This is a genomic window from Mesorhizobium sp. RSR565B (genome assembly GCF_054719465.1).
Window position 1 is genome coordinate 4,391,178 of the sequence record NZ_JBTTIE010000001.1, and the last position, 19,935, is coordinate 4,411,112.

Sequence of the window (19,935 nt, forward strand, 5' to 3'; positions counted from 1 at the left end):
GTCATGCGGCCTTTTCTTTTCCGCTTCCCTCATGCGCCGCCTTGGTGCGGGCCTGCAGGTCACGCAATGTCGTCAGCTCGAGTTCCGTCGGCGCCGGCGTTTCGTCAAGCGCCTCGGCGAACTTTACGATCCAGCCGCAGCTGTCCTGCACCTGCTGCCGCGTCACGCCGGGATGCAGCGACACCACGGTGAATTCCTTGCTCATCGGGTCGGGCTTCCAGATGGCGAGGTCGGTGATCAGCAGCGTCGGTCCAGCGGTCTCGATGCCGAGGCGCTGGCGATGGTCGCCGCCATTGCCATGGCCGAAGGAGGTGAAGAAGTCGATCTTCTCGACCATGCCGCGCTTGGACTGCGCCATGGTGATGTAGATCTCCTTCGACGAGGTGGCGATCTCCGGCGCGCCGCCGCCGCCGGGCAGGCGGGTCTTGGGATGCGCATAGTCGCCGATGATGGTGGTGTTGATGTTGCCGAACTTGTCGAGCTGGGCGGCACCGAGGAAACCGATCGAAATGCGACCGCCCTGCAGCCAGTAGCGAAACATCTCCGGCACCGAGACGGTCGTGACGGCGGTGTCGCAAAGTTCGCCGTCACCGATCGACAGCGGCAAAACATCGGGCGCGGTGCCGATGGTGCCGCTTTCATAGATCAGCGTGATGTCGGGCGCATGCGTCAGTCGCGCGACGTTGCAGGCGGCCGACGGCGCGCCAATGCCGACGAAGCAGACATCGTCGTTTTTCAGGGCTCGGCTGGCGGCAATCGTCATCATCTCATTGGGAGTAAAGCCGCTCATGCCGCGCTCCTCAGATGCTTTACGCGGCCGGCGAAATCGTCCGCCGTGCGCTCAAGGACATTGGCCTGCATCCAGGTCTGGAATTTTTCACGGTCGGCGGCGATGTCGTCCCATTCGAGATAGGCGGCGTTGTCCCTGGCATAGTAGCCGTGCGTGTAGGAGGGATGCGAACCGCCTGATACCACCGAGATCGCAGCGATGGTCCAGCGCGGCAGCACGGTGAGGTTGGGATGCAGGTCGTCGAAATTGTCGACGACTTCCTCTACCGTCACCACGGCGCGCTTGGCCGCGAGCACCGCTTCCTTCTGGATGCCGATAATGCCTTCGACCAGCACATTGCCTTTTTTGTCGGCCTTCTGAGCGTGGATGAAGGTCACGTCCGGTCGGATGGAAGGAACGGCGGCAAGCACCTCGCCGGTGAACGGGCAGGTGACCGAGCGGATGTTGGGATTGACTGCCGCCAGCCCGGCGCCGCGATAGCCGCGGAACACCGCGCAAGGCAGGCCGGCAGCTCCCGCCTCGTAGGCGTTGGCCATGCCGGCATGGCTGTGCTCCTCGATCTCGATCGACCGGGGGAAGCCGTTCTCGATGGCGTCGCGGGCGCGGCGCAGCAGGCCGACGCCGGGATTGCCGACATAGGAGAAGATGATCTTCTTGGCCATGCCCATGCCGATCATCTGGTCGTAGATCAGGTCGGGGGTCATGCGGATGAGCGTCAGGTCGCGAAAGCCCTGGCGGATGGCCTCATGCGCCGCCGCCGTCGGGATCAGATGCGTGAAGCCTTCGAAGGCGACCGTATCGCCATCATGCAGGTTCTCAGCCACGGCCTGTTTGAGCGGCAGGAAATTGACCATCGCCAAGAACTCCGAAGTTCAAAAAGTTCGTATTGCGAACATTTGTTTTGTATGAGATATTTTTACATCGCGCCGCCGAGACGAGTCAAGGCGGCGCATTGTCTTGCGGAGGCCGCATGGAGGACGAGGCAACGACACGCGACCATGTCGGCTCGCTGGAGCGCGGCCTTGCAGTCATGGAGATACTGGCCCGGCATCCGGCCGGGATGACGCTGACCGAAATGGCGGAGGAGGCGGGGCTGACCCGCGCCGGCGCGCGTCGCTTCCTGCTGACGCTAACCGCGACCGGCTATGCCACGCAATCCGGCCGGCAGTTTTCGCTATCGCCGCGCCTGCTCACCATCGTGCGCTCCTGGCTCGGCGGCGCCTCGCTGTGGACATTCGCCGCACCCATCATGCGCGACGTGGCCGCCCAGTTCGACGAGGCCTGTAACGCGGCGGTGCTGTCGGGCGAGGAAGTCGTCTATGTCGCGCGCATTCCTGGCCGCCGCATCCTCAGCGTTTCGCTCGATGTCGGCACCAGGCTGCCGGCGCATTGCACCTCGATGGGGCGCGTCCTGCTTGCGGGGCTGGGCGCGGATGAGCTGAAGGCCTTGCTTGCAGAGGCGAGGATCGAACGGCGCACGCCGAAGACGATCACCAGCCGCGCCGCGCTGGCCAAGGCCATCGACGCGGCGAGGGCGGATGGCTTTGCCGTCGTCGATGAAGAGCTGGAACTTGGCCTGCGCTCGATAGCGGTGCCGATCTATGACCGCGCCGGCAAGACCGTGGCGGCGATCAACGTCTCGACGCAGTCGGCGCGGTTCTCCGTCGAGGCGATGGAGCGGGATATCCTGCCAGCGCTGCGGACGGCCAAGCAACGGATTGAGGAATTTTTCTTCGTGTGAGCGCAAGGCTAATCGCCTGAGGGAAGCGCTGCCCCCGCTCTGTCTCGGAGACGCGACGCCCTGCGCGGTTAGCGTCGCCATGCGAACAAACGATGCCCGGGGCACCTGAGCACAACGCATATGCGTGAATCCAAATATATCGTTGACGCCGCCCTTCAACTCCAATATCGAACAGGACTATACAGGTTTACTGAACAGGTACCCATATGAAGCGGCGCGCGGTTCAACTTTCTCCCGGCACGGGCAAGCCCGAGCAGATCGCCACCGTTCTCGAACATGAGATCCGCTCCGGCGTGCTTGGCTTCGGCGACCGCCTGCAAAGCGAGAACGAACTCGTCCAGCGCTTTTCCGTCAGCCGCAACACGGTCCGCAAGGGCCTCGAGGAGTTGTCCAGCCGTGGGCTGATCACGACCAAGGTCGGCATCGGCTCCTTCGTCACTTTCGACGGCAAGCCGGTCGATGACAGCATTGGCTGGTCGCGGGCGCTGGCCAATGCCGGCGCCAATGCCGAGACGCGGACGCTGCGGCTTGAAGTGATCGAGGATGCCGATCTTGCCGCGCTGCTTGGCATCGAAAGCCCGTTCTTCATCGCCGTCGACCGGGTGCGCACCAATGCCAGCGACGGCCATGCGATCTCCATCGAACGCAGCCGCCTGCCGCTGTCGCCCGAACTGGAGGACGTGCCGCTGCGCGGTCTGCGCGAAGGCTCGCTGCACCAGACGCTGCGCGGCGCCGGCCTCATCCCAGACCATGGCGAGGAATGGGTCGGCATCGAGATGCTGAATGCCGAAGACGCCGCCATTCTCGGCTGCCCGCAAGGCACGCCGTTCCTGCGCGGACGCCGGCTGACGCGTGCGGCTGACGACCGGCCGATCGAATATGTAACCAGCCTGCTCAACCCGGCGCATTTCGCGCTGCATATGAGGTTTTGAGCGATGCCGGACAGAACCAACGACACGCTCGATCGCGCCATGGGCGCGCTTGTCGGTGGGGCGCTCGGTGATGCGCTGGGCATGCCGACGCAGCTTCTGTCGCCGGCGCGGATCGCCGAGCTATACGGCCATGTCGAGGATTTCGTGGCGCCGTTTGCCGATCATCCGGTGTCGAAGGGGCTCGTTGCCGGCACCATCACCGACGATACCGAACAGACGCTGCTGCTTGGTCGCATTCTCGTCGAGTCCGGCGACCGCTTCGATCATGCGCGCTGGGTGAACGCACTGCTCGACTGGGAGCGCGAGGTCAAGGCGCGCGGCAGCTATGACCTGCTGGGACCATCGACCAAGCGCGCCATCGACGCCATCAATGACGGCGTGCCGGCGGAAGAGGCGGGAAGCCGGGGCGACACCAATGGCGCGGCCATGCGCATCGCGCCGGTCGGCATCATGATGCCGCTGGAACCGCTCGACGCTTTCGTCGCCAAGGTGGCCGAAACTTGCCGTGCCACGCACAACACCTCGATCGCCATCGCTTCGGCCGCAGCAGTTGCCGCCGCCGCCAGCCACGGCGTCGCCGGTGGCGACTGGCGTGCCGCCTCCGACAGCGCGGTAGCAGCCGCGCGGCGAGGCGCCCGGCTCGGACATTGGGTGACTGGTGGCGATATCGCCGCGCGTATCGCCTGGGCGCAGGAGCTCGTGCGCGGCAAGACCATGCGGGATGCGATCGGGCTCATCACCGATCTCGTCGGCACCGGTGTGGCCAGCCAGGAGTCCGTGCCGGCAGCTTTCGCCGTGCTTGAAGTCGCGCAGGGCGATCCCTGGCAAGCGGCAATCATCAGCGCCAATCTCGGCGGCGACACCGACACGATCGGCGCGATTGCCTCAGGCATGGCCGGCGCCTGCGTCGGCTTTTCGCAACTTCCGCAACAACACATTGCCAGGCTCGTCGGCATAGATATGGCGGGGGTGCGCTCGCTTGCCGAAGACCTCGTCGCGGCGCGCACGGCAAAGGCCAGCAAGGATGCCGCGGCATGAGTGGGCGTCTGGTCCATATCGGCAGCGCCGTCGTCGACTATGTCTACCGCATCGACGCCTTGCCGGCGCCGGGCTGCGAGAAGACCGCGTCGAGCTTTGCGCAGGTCGCCGGCGGCGGCTTCAACATGATGGTCGCGGCCAGCCGAACCGGCATGACGGTGGTGTTCGGCGGCCAGCTCGGCAGCGGACCGAATGGCGATTTTTTGCGCGCCGCGTTTGCGGCCGAAGGCATCATAACGCTGACGTCGCCATCGCCGGTCATGGACAGCGGCAATTGCGTCGCCATGATCTCCGGGGATGCCGAGCGCACCTTCGTGTCGTGGCCCGGTGCGGAGAGCATTCTCAGCCTCGAGATGATGAGGCCCGTGGTGGTCGCGCCTGATGATTGGGTGTTCACGTCGGGCTATACGCTGAGCTATTCCGGCAGCCGCGACGCGCTGACCGACTGGATCGAGGCGCTGCCAGAAAACATTCCCTTCGTTTTCGATCCAACGCCGGTCATCGCGGATATCCCACGTCCCATCCTGTCGCGGGTGCTTGCCCGTACGACATGGCTGAGCTGCAACATGACGGAAGCGGTCGAGATCGCTGGGCAAGGCGATGTCGAGGCACTCGCCGCCCGGCTGCTCGCCGACCACTGCCCAAAGGCCGAAGGCGTCGTTATCCGCGCCGGCGCCAAGGGCTGTTTCGTGAGGTTGGTCAATGGCGAGACGCAGACCATTGCCGGCTTCAAGGTCGATGCCATCGACACCAATGGCGCCGGCGACACCCATATCGGCGGTTTCGTCAGTGCACTCGCGCGCGGCGTGCATCCCTTCGAGGCGGCGCGCTATGCCAATGCGGCGGCAGCACTTTCCGTCACCCGCCATGGCGGCTCATCGGCGCCGACCGACAGCGAGATCCAGACTTTCCTGAGCCAGGCCGCCACGGGCGAGCCGGGCCAGAACCAGAAGGCCCATCAGACAGCCTGACCCGCCAAGCGGGCAAACAAGAGAGGAACGAACATGCGCATGCCAAGACTGACTGCCCTGCTGACGGCGACCGCCGTCATCACCTCCGCGCTCACGCTGGCCGCCAGTGCCGCCGAAGTGCATGTGCTCAACTGGAAGGGCTACGGCGCCGACGAGCCGTGGGCGATCGAAGCCTTCGAAAAGGCGACCGGCAACAAGGTCGTCAACGACTTCTTCAATTCCGAACAGGAAATGCTGACCAAGATCCGCACCAATCCGGGCCTCTATGACGTGGTCATGATCAACGCCGCCTTCAACGATCAGGCGATGGCGGAAAAGCTGATCCAGCCGATCGATACCTCCAAGCTGCCGAACTATGCCGACATCAGCAAGGACAAGGCGCAATCGCCGATGCTCGACCATGACGGCAAGGTCTATGGCGTGCCGTGGGTGTGGGGCCTGACGGCGCTGGCTATCAACGAAAAGTCCTTCGACAAGCCACCGACCTCGATCGCCGAAATGTGGGACCCAGCGCATAAGGGCCGGGTCGTCATTCGCGACGACGCTGTCGAAGCGGTGCAGTTCGGCGCCATCGCCACCGGCCAGAACATCAACGACATCAAGGATATGGACGCGGTCAAGACCAAGCTGACCTCGCTGATGCCGCAGATCAAGACCTTCTGGAGCTCGGAGAACGACTGGAACCAGATGGTCGCCTCCAACCAGATCGACATCGGCACCTATTGGAGCGGCTCGGCCGATCGCGCCAAGACCCACTTCAAGCTGCCGGTCTCGCTGGTCGTTCCGCAGGAAGGCGCCGTCGCCTGGCTCGACGCGTTCTCGATCCCGGTGGGCTCGAAGAATGTCGAAGGTGCGCAGGCCTTCATCAACTGGATGATCGATCCGAAATTCTATGTCGAATGGGTCACCAAGGTCGGCGCTCCGGTGTCGGCCAACACCAAGGCGGTGGAAGCGCTGCCTGAAGACTCCTTCAACCGCAAGGTGATGGGCGATCCCGAGGTGGCCAAGCGCATCCAGTTCCAGGCGCCGATCACCGACGCGCAGCGCGAGGCCTATCTGGCGCTGTGGCAGCAGCTCAAAGTCGACGTGAAGTAACGCTCACGTCCGGACCAGCCGGCGGTTGGCGCCGGCTGGCCCTTCAATCCTGGGGAGGAGGGTATCATGGCAGTACAGGGTGCGGTCGCGTCGCGCAGCGGGCTGAGATCGGCCCTGCCGCTGCTGGCGCCGGCCTATCTCTGGCTGACGGTGGCGATCTTCCTGCCGCTCTCGGCCATGGTATTCTTCTCCTTCATGACCGACCTGCCGCTGTCGGGAAAGCCGTGGGCGTTCACCCTTGGCAATTACGCCGCCTTCTTCTCGCAGAGCCTGTACCTGACGCTGCTGCTGGCTTCGCTTCGGCTCGGCCTTGAGGTGACGCTCTGGTGCGTCGTCATCGGCTATCCCGCGGCCTATGTGCTGGCCAAGGTGCTGAAGGGGCGCAGCCGCGAGGCGATCTTCCTGCTGGTCATCTTGCCGTTCTGGTCGAACGGGCTGGTGCGCATCTTCTCCTGGGCGATGGTGCTGCGCGAGGGCGGCATCCTCGACACGGCGCTCAACGCCGTGCTGCCGTTCAAGATCAACATCGATCTGATGTATTCCTACCCCGCAGTCATCATCGGCCTGGTGCACTCCTACGTGCCCTATATGGTGCTGACCTGTTACCTCACTTTGCAGGCCATCGACGACTCGCTGATCGAGGCCGGACGTTCGCTCGGCGCCTCGCGGCTGCAGGTGCTGAAGCGGGTGATCATCCCGCTGTCGATGCCCGGCCTAGTGGCAGGTGCGGCACTGATCTTCGTGCCGGTCGTCGGCTCGTTCATGGAGCCGCGCATCCTCGGCGGCCGCACCGGCACGTTCTACGGCACGGTGATCGAGGACCAGTTCGTCGCCGTCTTCAACTGGCCGCTGGGGGCGGCGCTTTCCTTCATCCTGCTGGCGGTGGTGCTGGTGATCTTGGCGGTTGCCTCGCCGGTGCTGCGGAGGGCTGCTTGATGATGACGACCCGCATCCTCGAAGGACTAGGCCGCTTCTACATCTTCCTGCTGCTCGCCTTCCTCTATCTGCCGATCATCATCATGGCGCTGATGTCGTTCAACGTCTCGCCCTTCTACCAATTGCCGTTCGAATGGACGGCGGAATGGTATGCCTCGCTCTGGCAGAACGACCAGCTGATCGCGGCGACCTGGAACAGCCTCGAGATCGCGGTCATCACCACGCTCATCTCAGTGGTGCTTGGCTCGGCCGCTTCGCTGGCGCTCTTCCGCTACGACTTCCGCGGCAAGAAAGTGCTGCAGGCGCTGCTGTTTCCGCCGATCGCCATTCCGTGGCTGATCACCGGCACGGCGATGCTGATCTTCTTCTTCGGCGTCGGCATTGGCCGCGGCCTGTTAGCCATCCTGCTCGGCCATGTGGCGCTGGCGCTGCCCTATGTCATCGTCGTCGTCTCGGCCCGGCTGCAGACTTTTGCACCGGAGCTGGAAGAGGCGGCGCGCTCGCTCGGCGCCAACCAGTGGCAGGTGACCGCGCGTGTGACGCTGCCGTGGATCATGCCCGGCGTCATTGCCGGCGGCTTGTTCGCATTTGCCGTGTCGTTCGACCAGTTTGTCGTCTCCTACTTCCTGGCGACGCCGGGGCAGACGACGCTGCCGGTCGAAATCTACGCCGCGATCCGCAAGGGGTTCACGCCCGAGATCAACGCGGTCTCGACCATCATCATTGTCGTGTCGATGGCGCTGATGCTGTTCACGGCGCGCTTCTTCAAATTCGGCGGAGAGAAATAATGGCCGGCGTGCAGGTATCGAACGTCTCCCGCAGTTTTGGCGCGCACAAGGCGCTGGACCACGTCTCCATCGATTTCGCCGATGGCGGTTTCTATGGGCTGCTTGGCCCCTCGGGCAGCGGCAAGACCACGCTGCTCAGGCAAATCGCCGGCTTCGACTTTCCCGACTCCGGCCGCATCGCCATTGGCGGCGAGAGCGTCGAACGGGTGCCGGTCGAAAAGCGGCGCATCGGCATGGTGTTCCAGAACTATGCGCTGTTTCCCAATATGAGCGTCGCCGATAATGTCGCCTTCGGCCTGTCGGTGCGCGGCGAAACGAAAGCGACGATCGCCACCGAAGTGCAGCGCGCGCTCGATCTGGTTCAGCTCGGCAAGCTCGGCGAGCGCCGGCCGCACCAGCTCTCCGGCGGCCAACGCCAGCGTGTGGCGCTGGCGCGCGCCATCGTCACCAAGCCGCGCGTGCTGTTGCTCGACGAGCCGCTCGGCGCGCTCGACAAGGCGCTGCGCGTCGACATGCAGATCGAGCTGAAGCGCATCCAGCGCGAGATCGGCATCACCACCATCTTCGTCACCCACGACCAGGAAGAGGCGCTGACGATGAGCGACCGCATCGGCATATTGCGGGACGGCAGGCTCGTGCAGGAAGGGCCGCCGGAGGAAATCTACGACCGGCCGAAGAGCGAATTCGCCGCCACCTTCCTTGGCGACGCAAACATTTTTCGCGGCGATGCGACCGGCAACGGCATCCGGCTGCCTGACGGCACGGCGATCGCCGCCGGGGTGGGTGATCGGCTTGCCGCCGGTACGAAGGCCAGCTGCGCCGTGCGTCCCGAACGCATTCGCATCGCGACCGATGCCGGGGTTGCGGATGCGGCCAATGCCAACGCTCTGAAGGGCCAGATCTCCAAGCGCATTTTCGCCGGCAACAACAGCACCTATTTCGTCGAGCGTGCCGGCCAGACGTTGAAAGTCATCGTCCAGAATACCGGCAGTGACCGGCTGGCCGAGGGCCAGAATGTAATGCTCAGCTGGTCGCCGGAAAGCACCGTGCTGATTGCCGCAAACTAGTTCGCACCGTCACCCCGGCATGGTTCTGATGGGAATTGATGGAGCGGACCTTGGCTGATGGGCCGGCCATGGCGTTATATCCTGTCGTCCAAGGGAGGAATGGATGGCAGGCCAGGGTTTCGAGCCGGATGTGAGGGTTCGCACCAGCGAATACCGGATCGGTTGCATCGGCGCCGGCATGATCATGGCCGAATGCCATCTTGCCGCCTATGCGCAGGCCGGTTTCCCAGTCGTCGCCATCGCCTCGCGCACCAAGACCAGCGCCGAGAAGGTGGCGAAGCGCTGGAGCATTGCGACCGTCCACGACACACCGGAACAGCTGATCGAGGATTCTGAGGTCGAGATCGTCGACCTTGCCTTTCCGCCCGACCAGCAGCCGGCGCTGATCCGCCATGCGCTGAAGCAGCCTCACATCAAGGCGATCCTGGCGCAGAAGCCACTGGCGCTGTCGGTCGATGAAGCCGTGAAGCTGCGCGACGAGGCAGCCAAGTCAGGCAAGATCCTCTCGGTCAACCAGAACATGCGCTACGACCAGTCGATGCGCGTCCTGAAGCAGATCATCGACAGCGGCGCGCTGGGCGACATCGTCTTTGCGCAGATCGACATGCATGCGATCCCGCACTGGCAGACTTTCCTTCAGGACTACGACCGGCTGACGCTCGCCAATATGAGCGTGCATCATCTGGACGTGCTGCGCTTCCTGTTCGGCGATCCCTCGGAAATCACCACGCTGACGCGCAAGGATCCGCGCACGACATTCGACCATTCAGACGGCATCACCGTCTCGACGCTGCGCTTTCCCTCCGGCGTGCTCGCCGTGTCGCTGGAGGATGTCTGGTCCGGACCGCGCCAGGAGGGCTATGAGGACGACCAGCACATCAACTGGCGCGTCGACGGCACCAAGGGTGTCGCCAAAGGCACGATCGGCTGGCCGAAAGGCGTGGCCTCGACGCTGACCTATGCGTCGACCAAGACGACCGGCGGCGAATGGGTCAGCCCGAGCTGGGACACGATGTGGTTCCCGCATGCCTTCATCGGCGTGATGGAGCAATTGCAGCATGCGGTGAAGACAGGCGCGCCGCCGGCGCTCTCCGTCGCCGATAACGTCAAGACAATGGCACTGGTCGAGGCGGGCTACCGCTCGATGGCGCAAGGCCGCACCGTCAAACTGTCCGAGATATCGATCGACTGAACATGCCGCCGAATAGTGTGGCGGCTGAATCGCTTACCGGGAGGAGTTCACATCATGATGCAGGCAGGTATCTTCACCGGCTATTTCCCCTATGAGCTCGCGGAGGCCGCCCGCCGCATCCGTGCACTCGGCTTCAACACAGTGCAGCTCGACATGCATTTCAGGGATGTCGATCTCACGGCCGGGCAGATCACCGGGGACAAGGCGAGGACAGTGCGCGACACGTTTCGCGACCACAATCTGCCGGTCTGCTGCATCTCGGGCTACACCAACATCATCCATCCCGACAAATCCGAGCGCGAGAAGCGCGTCGGCTATCTCAAGGAAATCATCCGCAATGCGCGCGACTTCGGCTCGCCCTACGTGATCTCGGAGACCGGCACCTACAACACCGAATCCGACTGGGTGCATCATCCCAAAAACAAGACCGAGGAAGGCTTCGAGGAATGCCGCAAGGTGATCTCGGATCTTGCCCAGACGGCTTACGACCATGGCGCGGTGTTCCTGCTCGAAACCTATGTCAACAATGTCGTCGGTTCGGTCGAGGAGACGGTCAAAATGTTCGCGCAGGTCGACCATCCGGGCCTCGGCCTGCTGATGGATCCGACCAATTATTTCGAGGCGCACAATATCGACCGCATGGACCAGGTGCTGAACCAGGTGTTCGACACGCTGGCCGACAAGATCCGCATCGCGCACGCCAAGGACGTCAAGCGCTCAGGCAGCGACAAGACCGAGAAGCATGCCGATATCGGCGACGCGGACGCGCATGAGGGGCTGACCTTCCGCGGCGTCGGCGAGATCGAGCTGCCGGCGCCCGGGCTGGGATCGCTGAATTACGATCTCTATCTGCAGCGGCTCAGTGAGAAGCACCCGAACATCCCTGTTATCATCGAGCATCTGACCGAGGACGACGTGCCGCGGGCGAAAACATTTCTCGACGGGAAGTTCCGCGCCAACGGGCTTTGAGGTAGGCGAGACGGTGATGGCGACGGCGGCCAAGACAAAGCGCGATTACGGCCTGGTCGGCGAAAGCACCCGCCGGGCGATCGAGACCGGGCTGGCCTCGGCCGAGTGGTATCACACCGACGTGCCGCGCAAGGCAATGAAGGAAATGATGCAGCGCTCCGACGGGCCGGCGATCCGCGATACAGTGATCTGGATCGCAGCCATCCTGGGCTCGGCCGCCGGCATCGTGTGGTTCTGGGGCACGTGGTGGGTGGTGCCGTTCCTGCTCGTCTATGGCGTGCTCTATGGATCGTCGAGCGACTCGCGCTGGCACGAATGCGGCCATGGCACCGCCTTCCGCACACGCTGGATGAACGATGCGATCTACGAAATCGCCAGCTTCATGGTGGTGCGCAATCCGGTGCAATGGCGCTGGAGCCATGCGCGGCATCACACCGACACGATCATCGTCGGCCGTGACGCCGAGATCGCGGTAATGCGGCCGCCAAATCTGGTCAAGGCGGCGCTTGCCTTCACCGGCATTCTCGATTTCCGTTATTCGCTGCCGATCCTGGCGCGCCAGGCGTTGGGCAAGCTGTCGGACGACGAAAAGAGCTACATTCCTGAGACCGAACAGGGCAAGGCCATCACGGCGGCGCGCTGGCATGTCGCCGTGTACGTTGCGACGATCGCCCTCGCGATCGCGCTGGGTTCATGGCTGCCGCTGGTGCTGATCGGCCTGCCGCGTTTTTATGGCAGCTGGCACATGGTTCTGACCGGCCTGCTCCAGCATATCGGGTTGGCCGACAATGTCGTCGACCACCGGCTGAACACGCGCACCGTCTACATGAACCCGGTCAGCCGCTTCATCTACTGGAACATGAATTACCACGTCGAGCATCACATGTTTCCGATGGTGCCCTACCATGCGCTGCCGAGGCTGCACGAGCTGGTCAAGCACGACCTGCCGGCGGCGAACCCGTCCATGTGGCATGCCTATCGCGAGGTCTGGCCGGTGCTGCTGAAGCAGCTGCGGTACGAGGATTATTTCCTCAAGCGCGAATTGCCGCCGACGGCGCGGCCCTATCGCGGTGAATTTCACGAGCTCGATATGTCGGCGGCGGCCGAGTAGCGAATAAACCACCCCGCCTTCTATCCGGCCTGTTATGGGGCCGGTAAGGTGACCGGGAAAAGCAACCAGCCAACAGGGACATCCCGATGAGCCGAAAGAGACCGACCGTCGCTGATCTGCGCGCCATGAAGGGCAAGCGCCAGCTGACCATGCTGCGCGTCCTGACCATGGACGAGGCCGAGGCTGCCGAGCGGGCAGGGGTCGATATCGTCTCGGTGCCGCCCGAGCTGGTGCTCAACCCTGAGTATCGCGATGCGGCGCCCAGCCTGTTCACCATGCCGGGCGAGAATTTTTATGAGATCGGCACGGCGGACGATTTCCTGCGCTGGGCGTTCCGGCTCTACAAGGCCGGCGCCGACGCCGTTTATTGCAGCGCCGGTTTCGCCACCGTGAAGCGGCTCGCCGACGACGCGATCCCCGTCATCGGCCATGTCGGCCTCATTCCGTCCCGCGCCACCTGGACCGGCGGCTTCAAGGCCGTCGGCAAGACCGCCGACACCGCCATGCAGATTTTTGAGGCGGTCAAGCAGTATGAGGCCGTTGGAGCTCTCGGCGCCGAGATCGAAGTGGTGCCGATCGAGGTGGCGAAGGCGATCTCGGAACGGACCTCGCTGATCATGCTGTCGATGGGTGCGGGCACCGGCTGCGACGCGCAATATCTGTTTGCCGACGATATTCTTGGCCAGAACCGGGGCCACATGCCGCGCCATTCCAAGGTCTACCGCAACTTCGCCGCCGAGTACGATCGTCTGCAGGCGGAACGCGTCGCGGCGTTTTCCGAGTACGTTGCCGACGTCGATAGCGGCGCCTATCCGGAAGACAGGCATGTCGTGCGCATGGATCCGGCCGAGCTCAGCCTGTTCATGAAACGGGTGGACGCAAAGGGCTGACTACTCGGCCTCCTTGCCGATCATCGCTGCACCTTGCCATGTTCCGTCGGCGAGCATGGCATGGAGTACCTCGGCATCCGTTCCCAGCGGCCGGTCCTCCCTCAACATCGCCACATGCGCGCGCACCGCAGCATGGATCGCTGCGGTGCCGGGCGCCAGCTTGAGGCTATCGCGCAGATCGACGGCTTGCGCGGCGGCCATCAGTTCGAAGGCGATCAGCCGGCGCCATAGCGCGATCATTTCGGCGCATTTCGACACCGCCAGAGGGGTCTGCGTCGCATGGTCCTCGACGCCTTCGGACACGGGAAGGAAATCCAGCATCACCGGATTGGCCTTGTGGCGGATGCCGGCCAGGATTGCCGTTGCCGTCTTTTGCAGCGGCACGAAACCGGCCGAGGCGCCGCCGACCGGCGACAAATATTTCGGCAGGCCGTTGCGGCCGGAGCCGGCGAGCTGGATCAAGCGGGCAACGCTTGCCGCGGCACATTGCGCGATCCCCAGGCCGAGCGTCTCGAAGGCCAGTGCCAGCGATGCGGTGTGGAAATTGCCGGTCGACAGAACCAGCCCGTCATCGCCCAGCACCAGCGGATTGTCGGCGGCGGCATTGAGTTCGATCTCCAGCGCCAGCCGCGCCTGGTCGATCGCCTGGATCAGCGCGCCATGGATCGACGGCATGCAGCGGATCGACAGCGGGTCCTGCAAGGTGGTCGGCGTCGGCTCCTCGTCGCGGGCAAGCAGGTCGCGCAGGCCCTTGGCCGCGAGTTGCTGGCAGGCTGCCGGCCGCGCCAGATGCAGGCGCGGATCGAGGATGGTGCGGTTGGCGCCAAACCCTTCCATGGTCAGCGCTCCCGCCTGCTGCTGTTGCGCAAAGGCCGACAGCGCGTCGGCCAGTACCAACGCGCCAGTGCCGGCTGATACCGCCGAGGCGTTGATCAGCGACAGGCCGTCTTTCGGCGCCAGGCTGATCGGAGCCAACCGCGCCATCATCAACGCCTTGGCCGCCGGCATGCGCCGACCCTGATAGTCAGCTTCGCCGTCGCCGGTCAGCAGACGGGCGAGCGCCGCCATCAGCACGAGATCGCCGGCGCCGATCGAGCCCAACTGCGGCATTACCGGATGCACGCCGGCATTGAGCGCATCGACAAGGGCGGTGAAAGCCACCGGCGAAATGCCGGAGCCGCCGACTGCCAGCATCGCTGCGCGCGCAAGCATGGTCGCCCGCACCGCCTCTTGGGGCAACGGTTCGCCGACAGCGCCGCTTCGCCCTTCCAGCAACTGGCGCTGGAAGGCGCTGGCATCGCCCTCGACCGACGTGCCGAGATTGGCGCCCAGCCCGGTGTTGAGGCCGTAAATCTGCTGGCCGGACGCGGCGACCTGGTCGAGCACTTTTCGCGCTTTGTCGAGCCTCTCGATGACAGTCGGTTCAACCTCGACCTTGCGGCCGCCGCGGGCGACCGCCGCGACATCCTCGACGCTGACGCCGGCGCCGGTGAGGACGAGCGCGCTCATGCGAAGCGCAGCCTCTGGCCGATGCCTTTATCAGCAGCCTTGGCCAGCATCGCCTTGCCCAGCGCAATGTCGGACAGCGACAGGCCGCGATGCCAGAACAGGATCGTCTCGTCGTCGCTTTGCCGGCCCGGCTTGAGGCCGGCGGCGATCTGGCCGAGCTCGGCGTGCAGCGTGGTCTCGCTCAGCCTTCCGGTTTCGACATGAGCGCGCAGCGAGCCGAACTTGCCGCCCTTGCACTGGCCCCAATCGTCGACGACCATTTTCTGCATGATGTCGGTCAGCGACAGCTCCACCGCGCTCATCGTACCATACGGCACGACCAGTGCACCAGGCTTGATCCATTCGGTCTTGAGCAGCGGCTGCGGCTCCGGCAGCCGTGAGGCTTCGACGACGATGTCGGCGCCCTTGATGCAGCTTTCCCAGTCGGCAACCGCGGTGACTTTCTTGCCGAGATCGGCCGAGAGTTTGGCGGCGAAGCCGTCGCGGCTTTCCGGGCGGCGCGAATGGACGCGGATCTCGTCGAAGTCGAAGAGATGGTCGAGCAGGCGCACATTCCAGTAGGCGGTGCCGCGCGCGCCGATATGGGCCAGCACCTTGGAGTTCTTGCGCGCCAGATGTTTGGCGCCGATGGCGGTGACAGCGCCGGTGCGCATGTCGGTGATGACGGTGGCGTCGAGAATGGCGCGCGGCGTGCCGGTGCGCGGATCGAACAGGTTTAGAATGCCAAATTCTGAAGGGAGCCCGTGCAGATAATTGTCGACATAGTCGCCGACGATTTTCACGCCCGCCGTGTCGAGCGGCGCAACGTAGCCGCGCAGAACGTTGAAATGGCCATGGAAGGAAGGGTCGGGTTCAAGATGGACGCGCGGCTCGATCACCGTCTGGCCATTGCCTTGCGCGATAAGCCCGGCTTCGACAGCGGCAATGATTTCGCCGTCGGTCATCTCCAGGGCTTCGATATCTAGGGCATTGAGGTAGTCGATATAGATAGGCTTCATGCAATGTCCTTGGCCGCCCGCCCATCCATAACAGGCTGCGAGCCGACACGGAAGTTTGTTGGATAAGCTCTGGACGGGGCCAGCCATATGCTGTTCAACGATGGTTCGCCATGACTGCCGTTCCCGACACCGAGGCCTCCGCCGTAGCCGCCAGCAATGCGCGGCGCGTGGCGTTGATCGTTGCCATCGCCTTTTTCATGCAGCTGCTGGATTCGACGATCATCTCGACCTCGCTGCCGCAGATGGGACAATCCTTCGGCGTGCCGGCGGTGGCGATGAGCATCGGCATCACCGCCTATATGCTGACCATGGCAGTGTTCGTGCCGCTGTCGGGCTGGCTTGCCGACCGCTTCGGCGCGCGCAACATCTTCCTGCTGGCGATCGTACTGTTCACGCTGGCCTCGCTGGCCTGCGGCTTCTCGCAGAGCCTTACCCAGTTCGTCGCGGCCCGTGTCGTGCAAGGCCTTGGCAGCGCGCTGATGACGCCGGTCGGGCGCATTCTGGTGCTGCGCAATGCGTCGAAATCGGAGCTGCTCAACGCCACGGCGCTGATCACCTGGCCGGCGTTGTTTGCGCCCGTGGTCGGGCCGGTGCTTGGCGGCTTCATCACAACCTATCTCTCCTGGCACTGGAATTTCTTCATCAACATCCCGCTTGGGCTGGTCGGGCTGGCGCTGGTCGCGCGCTTCATTCCGGGCGACCGCGCGGCCGATCCCAAGCCGCTGGATTGGCCGGGGTTTTTCCTCACGTCGCTGGGGCTCGCGCTGCTGCTCTACGGCCTTGAGCGCATCGCACATCCGGAAGACGGCGCCTTGCCCGCCGTGCTGCTGGTTGCCGCCGGCATCGTCATCGGCTGGCTGGCGGTGCGGCATCTCCGGCGCGCGCCGCATCCGCTGCTCGATCTCAGCGCGTTCAGGGTGCAGACCTTCGCCATCTCGACGCTTGCCGCCGGCACCATTTTTCGCGTGGCGATCAACGCCACGCCGTTCCTTTTGCCGCTGCTGTTTCAGGTCGGCTTTGGCCTTTCGCCGGTCGATGCCGGCTTGATGATCCTGGCCTATTTCCTCGGCAATCTCGGCATGAAGACGGTGACGACGCCGACGCTGCGGCGCTTTGGTTTTCGCACGGTCATGGTCGTCAACGGCCTGATCGCCTCGGCCTCGATCATGGCCTGCGCGGCGATCTCGCCGGAGACGCCGCAGGCGCTGGTGGTAGCGCTGATGCTGATCGCCGGCCTGACGCGCTCGATGCAGTTCACGGCGCTGAATACACTGGCCTTCGCCGATATCGATGCGGCGCAGCGCAGCTCGGCGGCAACTTTGTCGTCCATGCTGCAGCAGATGTCGATGCTGTTCGGCGTAGCGGTGGCGGCTGCCATTCTGAACCTGTCGCAGATCGTCAGGCACCGGCCGGCGCTCGACCTCGTCGATTTTCGCATCGCCTTCCTGGTCATCGGCGCCATCGGGCTGGCGGCGGCGTTGCGGTTCCTCGTGCTGCCGCCCGGTGCAGGCGCCGAAGTTTCAGGCCACATGACCAGGACCTGAATTCGCGATTTTCGCCGCTCAGGCGGCAATTAATTGCGCCTTGTGCTTTCGCCTCAGAACGGCACCTTCGCGCATACACGCAATGGCGCAACGGAATGCCAAAAGCGCAGCCTTTTCCTAGGATTGCGCCAGTTCTAGCAATCGGTGCGTCCACTGGAAGATTATCACTGCCAACGGGTGTTCCGAGCGCGGATTCATTTGACGAAGCGGCGCCGAGCCGATTAGCTTTCTCGGAAGGGGTGGCAGAGCTGCCATCGGGGCGAATGCAGACATGAACACGATTGGCTGGCCAAATGTCAGGAGCCTGAATCAGGAAGGCATTGTCTTTGCCATCGCCGTGGTGCTGTTCGTCGCCGCTGCCATTGGGCTGCCTGGTTTCATCGCTGCCAACAATCTCGTTGCCATCGTCCGCTCGGTGTCGGTGCTGGGCATTTTGGCGCTCGGCATGGCGGTCGTCATAATCGGCAGGGGCATCGACCTGTCGGCGGTGGCGATCATGGCGATGTCGGTCGCCTGGTATCTACAATTGCTCAACGCCGGAACGCCTGATGGGCTCGCCTTCGCCTATGTGCTGGCAGGCGTGCTCGCCATCGGCCTGCTCAACGGTTTTCTCGTCGCTTATGCCGACGTGCCGGCGATCTTCGTGACGCTGGCGACCGGCTCCTTCGTCTTCGGCTATGTCCGCTCGCAACTGATCACACAGGATGCGGTGCCGGTGCCTCAGGGCCATTGGGTGGAGTTGCTCGGCGGCCTGCGTTTCCTCGACATTCCGATCGAAGTGTTCGTCTTCGCCGGGCTCGCCTTCCTGTTCTTCCTGTTCCTGCGCTACACCAAATGGGGCCGCTACATCTATTTCGCCGGCGACAATCCGGTCGCCGCGCGCAACATCGGCATTCCGGTGCGGCCAATGCTGGTGCTGCGTTATGTGGTTTCGGCCTTCGTCGCGCTGATCGCCGGCCTGCTGACGGCGTCGAGCCTGCACTCGATCAACACCCGCGTCGTCAACTCGACGCTGCTCTATGACATCGTGCTGGTGGCGGTGATCGGCGGCATCGGCCTGTCCGGCGGGCGGGGCGGAGTGCGCAATGTGCTGGTGGGCGCTGCACTTATCGGCATCCTGTCGAACGCGATGACCATCATCGACATTCCGCTGCTCTATCAAAACCTGATCAAGGCGGCGATCCTGCTCGGAGCCATCATCGTCGACGGCATCATCAATCCGCGCGACGAACAGACCGCGCAGCAGGGCGACATCTAAGGGGTACCCGACGGGTCATGCGGACCGGCCGGCAATAAGTGAAAAACAGAGGATGTGACATGAAACTGATCAGAACACTGATGGCGGCCGCCACGGCGCTTGCCGCTACCGCCTTCGTCGCGCCGACCTTCGCCGCCGACGATCCGGGCCCGGCCGCATACGCGCAGGCGCTCAAGGGCAAGCGCGTCATGCTGGTGCCGCTGGCGATGGGCTTCGACCTTGCGCAGGGCTGGTCGCACTATCTGAAGACGGAAGTCGAGGCCTGGGGCGGCACCTTCGAAACACGCGATCCGAACTGGGTCGTCGATGCCGGCGCACAGGCGATCACCGACGCGATCTCGTCCGACACAAGGCCGGACGTGCTGATCATCCATGCGCCGGATCTCAACTCCTATTCCAAGCTGATGAAGAAGGCGCAGGCTGCCGGAACCTACGTCATACTGGTCGACAATCCCGCCAACTTCCCGGCCGACGCCTTTGTCGGCAGTGACTGGGACCGGCTCGGCCAACTCGAGGCCGAAGCGGCGATCAAGGGCTGCGGCGAGAATTCGTCGAAGAAGATCGGCCTTGTGCAGGGTGATCAGGCCAACTCGTCCAGTCTCTACCAGTATGCCGGCATCATGAAGGTGCTGGAGAAGCACCCCGACTTCAAAGTCGTGGCCAAGCCCGACTCCAACTGGGATCCGACGACGTCGCGCAACGTGACGACGACAATGCTGCAGCAGAACCCGGACATCTGCTCTATCATCGACTTCTGGGATGGCGACGCCACCGGCGCATCCGCCGCCATCCGCGACGCTAAGCTCGACGGCAAGGTGTTTTTGGTCACCACCGGCGGCGGTGAAAAGGCGGCCGATTGCGACAAGCTGCAGGACGGCACCTATGGCGCCGTTGTCATGACAGACCTTGCCCGCCAGTCCGGCGACATGAACGCTATCATCAAGTTCCTGCTGCAGAGCGGCCAGCCGGCCGGCACGTCGCACACCTACATCTACACGCTGGAGAAGGCTACGACCAAGGCCGACCTCAAGCCCGACAGCTGCTGGGACCTGAAGGCGCTGCAGGCCGAAGCGGCGGCGAAGTAAGCCGCGCTTTTCGACTGAAAT

The 19,935-nt window shown here is 63.9% G+C and carries 19 protein-coding genes; 15 read left to right on the plus strand and 4 right to left on the minus strand.

Features of this window, described 5'->3' with window-relative positions; genetic code table 11:
* Position 1 precedes the first annotated feature (1 nt).
* Positions 2 to 790 carry a CoA-transferase subunit beta gene (locus ACYG9R_RS21100; protein ID WP_023685267.1) on the minus strand — a complete coding sequence of 263 codons (789 nt, stop codon included), beginning with the start codon at positions 788 to 790 and terminating at the stop codon, positions 2 to 4.
* Entirely contained in the window at positions 787 to 1,644 is an 858-nt protein-coding gene (locus ACYG9R_RS21105) for a CoA transferase subunit A (RefSeq protein ID WP_023685266.1), read from the minus strand. The genes ACYG9R_RS21100 and ACYG9R_RS21105 overlap by 4 nt, the downstream gene beginning before the upstream one ends.
* A 116-nt stretch (positions 1,645 to 1,760) precedes the next feature.
* On the opposite strand from ACYG9R_RS21105, the gene ACYG9R_RS21110 reads away from it, so the two are divergent.
* The 12 genes from ACYG9R_RS21110 to ACYG9R_RS21165 all read left to right on the plus strand — a co-directional run bounded on the left by ACYG9R_RS21110 (position 1,761) and on the right by ACYG9R_RS21165 (position 13,520).
* Positions 1,761 to 2,531 (plus strand): IclR family transcriptional regulator domain-containing protein, encoded by a 771-nt coding sequence (locus tag ACYG9R_RS21110; protein ID WP_023714833.1) that lies wholly within the window; start codon positions 1,761 to 1,763, stop codon positions 2,529 to 2,531.
* 206 nt (positions 2,532 to 2,737) lie between these two features.
* Entirely contained in the window at positions 2,738 to 3,463 is a 726-nt protein-coding gene (locus ACYG9R_RS21115; protein ID WP_023687928.1) for a GntR family transcriptional regulator, read from the plus strand.
* Positions 3,464 to 3,466: 3 nt separating this feature from the next.
* Entirely contained in the window at positions 3,467 to 4,501 is a 1,035-nt protein-coding gene (locus tag ACYG9R_RS21120) for an ADP-ribosylglycohydrolase family protein (protein ID WP_023824835.1), read from the plus strand.
* The gene (locus ACYG9R_RS21125) at positions 4,498 to 5,472 is read left to right on the plus strand and encodes a PfkB family carbohydrate kinase (protein ID WP_023690765.1); all 975 of its coding nucleotides are present in this window, start codon (positions 4,498 to 4,500) and stop codon (positions 5,470 to 5,472) included. Before ACYG9R_RS21120 ends, ACYG9R_RS21125 begins: the two co-directional genes overlap by 4 nt.
* 33 nt (positions 5,473 to 5,505) lie before the next feature.
* Entirely contained in the window at positions 5,506 to 6,567 is a 1,062-nt protein-coding gene (locus ACYG9R_RS21130) for an ABC transporter substrate-binding protein (RefSeq protein WP_023733149.1), read from the plus strand.
* Between the two features lie 66 nt (positions 6,568 to 6,633).
* Positions 6,634 to 7,503, plus strand: coding sequence for an ABC transporter permease (locus tag ACYG9R_RS21135; protein WP_023690767.1), 870 nt, complete (start codon positions 6,634 to 6,636; stop codon positions 7,501 to 7,503).
* Positions 7,503 to 8,291, plus strand: a complete 789-nt coding sequence (locus tag ACYG9R_RS21140; protein ID WP_031199749.1) for an ABC transporter permease — start codon at positions 7,503 to 7,505, stop codon at positions 8,289 to 8,291. Before ACYG9R_RS21135 ends, ACYG9R_RS21140 begins: the two co-directional genes overlap by 1 nt.
* The gene (locus ACYG9R_RS21145; RefSeq protein ID WP_023712103.1) at positions 8,291 to 9,358 is read left to right on the plus strand and encodes an ABC transporter ATP-binding protein; all 1,068 of its coding nucleotides are present in this window, start codon (positions 8,291 to 8,293) and stop codon (positions 9,356 to 9,358) included. Before ACYG9R_RS21140 ends, ACYG9R_RS21145 begins: the two co-directional genes overlap by 1 nt.
* Positions 9,359 to 9,461: 103 nt before the next feature.
* Complete coding sequence (locus ACYG9R_RS21150) at positions 9,462 to 10,550, plus strand: Gfo/Idh/MocA family protein (RefSeq protein ID WP_023712102.1); 1,089 nt, start codon at positions 9,462 to 9,464, stop codon at positions 10,548 to 10,550.
* A gap of 54 nt (positions 10,551 to 10,604) precedes the next feature.
* The gene (locus tag ACYG9R_RS21155) at positions 10,605 to 11,519 is read left to right on the plus strand and encodes a sugar phosphate isomerase/epimerase family protein (protein WP_023705643.1); all 915 of its coding nucleotides are present in this window, start codon (positions 10,605 to 10,607) and stop codon (positions 11,517 to 11,519) included.
* Positions 11,520 to 11,535: 16 nt separating this feature from the next.
* On the plus strand, positions 11,536 to 12,630 hold the full coding sequence (locus ACYG9R_RS21160; RefSeq protein ID WP_023736018.1) for a fatty acid desaturase family protein: 1,095 nt from the start codon (positions 11,536 to 11,538) through the stop codon (positions 12,628 to 12,630).
* A gap of 86 nt (positions 12,631 to 12,716) precedes the next feature.
* Positions 12,717 to 13,520 carry a 3-methyl-2-oxobutanoate hydroxymethyltransferase gene (locus tag ACYG9R_RS21165; RefSeq protein ID WP_023682254.1) on the plus strand — a complete coding sequence of 268 codons (804 nt, stop codon included), beginning with the start codon at positions 12,717 to 12,719 and terminating at the stop codon, positions 13,518 to 13,520.
* Here ACYG9R_RS21165 and ACYG9R_RS21170 read toward each other — a convergent pair whose 3' ends face one another.
* The gene (locus ACYG9R_RS21170) at positions 13,521 to 15,029 is read right to left on the minus strand and encodes an HAL/PAL/TAL family ammonia-lyase (RefSeq protein ID WP_023823208.1); all 1,509 of its coding nucleotides are present in this window, start codon (positions 15,027 to 15,029) and stop codon (positions 13,521 to 13,523) included.
* Complete coding sequence (locus tag ACYG9R_RS21175; RefSeq protein ID WP_023696222.1) at positions 15,026 to 16,027, minus strand: ornithine cyclodeaminase family protein; 1,002 nt, start codon at positions 16,025 to 16,027, stop codon at positions 15,026 to 15,028. Before ACYG9R_RS21175 ends, ACYG9R_RS21170 begins: the two co-directional genes overlap by 4 nt.
* Before the next feature lie 110 nt (positions 16,028 to 16,137).
* On the opposite strand from ACYG9R_RS21175, the gene ACYG9R_RS21180 reads away from it, so the two are divergent.
* The 3 genes from ACYG9R_RS21180 (at position 16,138) to ACYG9R_RS21190 (ending at position 19,914) form a co-directional block, all read left to right on the plus strand.
* The gene (locus tag ACYG9R_RS21180; RefSeq protein WP_023823207.1) at positions 16,138 to 17,571 is read left to right on the plus strand and encodes a DHA2 family efflux MFS transporter permease subunit; all 1,434 of its coding nucleotides are present in this window, start codon (positions 16,138 to 16,140) and stop codon (positions 17,569 to 17,571) included.
* A 271-nt stretch (positions 17,572 to 17,842) separates the two neighbouring features.
* Positions 17,843 to 18,829 (plus strand): ABC transporter permease, encoded by a 987-nt coding sequence (locus tag ACYG9R_RS21185; protein ID WP_023668176.1) that lies wholly within the window; start codon positions 17,843 to 17,845, stop codon positions 18,827 to 18,829.
* A gap of 59 nt (positions 18,830 to 18,888) precedes the next feature.
* A complete protein-coding gene (locus tag ACYG9R_RS21190; protein ID WP_023668177.1) occupies positions 18,889 to 19,914 on the plus strand; it encodes a sugar ABC transporter substrate-binding protein in 1,026 nt (341 codons plus the stop codon).
* Positions 19,915 to 19,935 lie beyond the last annotated feature (21 nt).

Coding starts and splice junctions, on each gene's coding strand:
- ACYG9R_RS21170 (WP_023823208.1), bottom strand. CDS start 15,029: ATGAGCGCGCTCGTCCTCACCGGCGCCGGCGTCAGCGTCGAGGATGTC.
- ACYG9R_RS21160 (WP_023736018.1), top strand. CDS start 11,536: ATGGCGACGGCGGCCAAGACAAAGCGCGATTACGGCCTGGTCGGCGAA.
- ACYG9R_RS21175 (WP_023696222.1), bottom strand. CDS start 16,027: ATGAAGCCTATCTATATCGACTACCTCAATGCCCTAGATATCGAAGCC.
- ACYG9R_RS21145 (WP_023712103.1), top strand. CDS start 8,291: ATGGCCGGCGTGCAGGTATCGAACGTCTCCCGCAGTTTTGGCGCGCAC.
- ACYG9R_RS21125 (WP_023690765.1), top strand. CDS start 4,498: ATGAGTGGGCGTCTGGTCCATATCGGCAGCGCCGTCGTCGACTATGTC.
- ACYG9R_RS21130 (WP_023733149.1), top strand. CDS start 5,506: ATGCGCATGCCAAGACTGACTGCCCTGCTGACGGCGACCGCCGTCATC.
- ACYG9R_RS21150 (WP_023712102.1), top strand. CDS start 9,462: ATGGCAGGCCAGGGTTTCGAGCCGGATGTGAGGGTTCGCACCAGCGAA.
- ACYG9R_RS21185 (WP_023668176.1), top strand. CDS start 17,843: ATGAACACGATTGGCTGGCCAAATGTCAGGAGCCTGAATCAGGAAGGC.
- ACYG9R_RS21190 (WP_023668177.1), top strand. CDS start 18,889: ATGAAACTGATCAGAACACTGATGGCGGCCGCCACGGCGCTTGCCGCT.
- ACYG9R_RS21140 (WP_031199749.1), top strand. CDS start 7,503: ATGATGACGACCCGCATCCTCGAAGGACTAGGCCGCTTCTACATCTTC.
- ACYG9R_RS21105 (WP_023685266.1), bottom strand. CDS start 1,644: ATGGTCAATTTCCTGCCGCTCAAACAGGCCGTGGCTGAGAACCTGCAT.
- ACYG9R_RS21155 (WP_023705643.1), top strand. CDS start 10,605: ATGATGCAGGCAGGTATCTTCACCGGCTATTTCCCCTATGAGCTCGCG.
- ACYG9R_RS21180 (WP_023823207.1), top strand. CDS start 16,138: ATGACTGCCGTTCCCGACACCGAGGCCTCCGCCGTAGCCGCCAGCAAT.
- ACYG9R_RS21135 (WP_023690767.1), top strand. CDS start 6,634: ATGGCAGTACAGGGTGCGGTCGCGTCGCGCAGCGGGCTGAGATCGGCC.
- ACYG9R_RS21100 (WP_023685267.1), bottom strand. CDS start 790: ATGAGCGGCTTTACTCCCAATGAGATGATGACGATTGCCGCCAGCCGA.
- ACYG9R_RS21120 (WP_023824835.1), top strand. CDS start 3,467: ATGCCGGACAGAACCAACGACACGCTCGATCGCGCCATGGGCGCGCTT.
- ACYG9R_RS21110 (WP_023714833.1), top strand. CDS start 1,761: ATGGAGGACGAGGCAACGACACGCGACCATGTCGGCTCGCTGGAGCGC.
- ACYG9R_RS21165 (WP_023682254.1), top strand. CDS start 12,717: ATGAGCCGAAAGAGACCGACCGTCGCTGATCTGCGCGCCATGAAGGGC.
- ACYG9R_RS21115 (WP_023687928.1), top strand. CDS start 2,738: ATGAAGCGGCGCGCGGTTCAACTTTCTCCCGGCACGGGCAAGCCCGAG.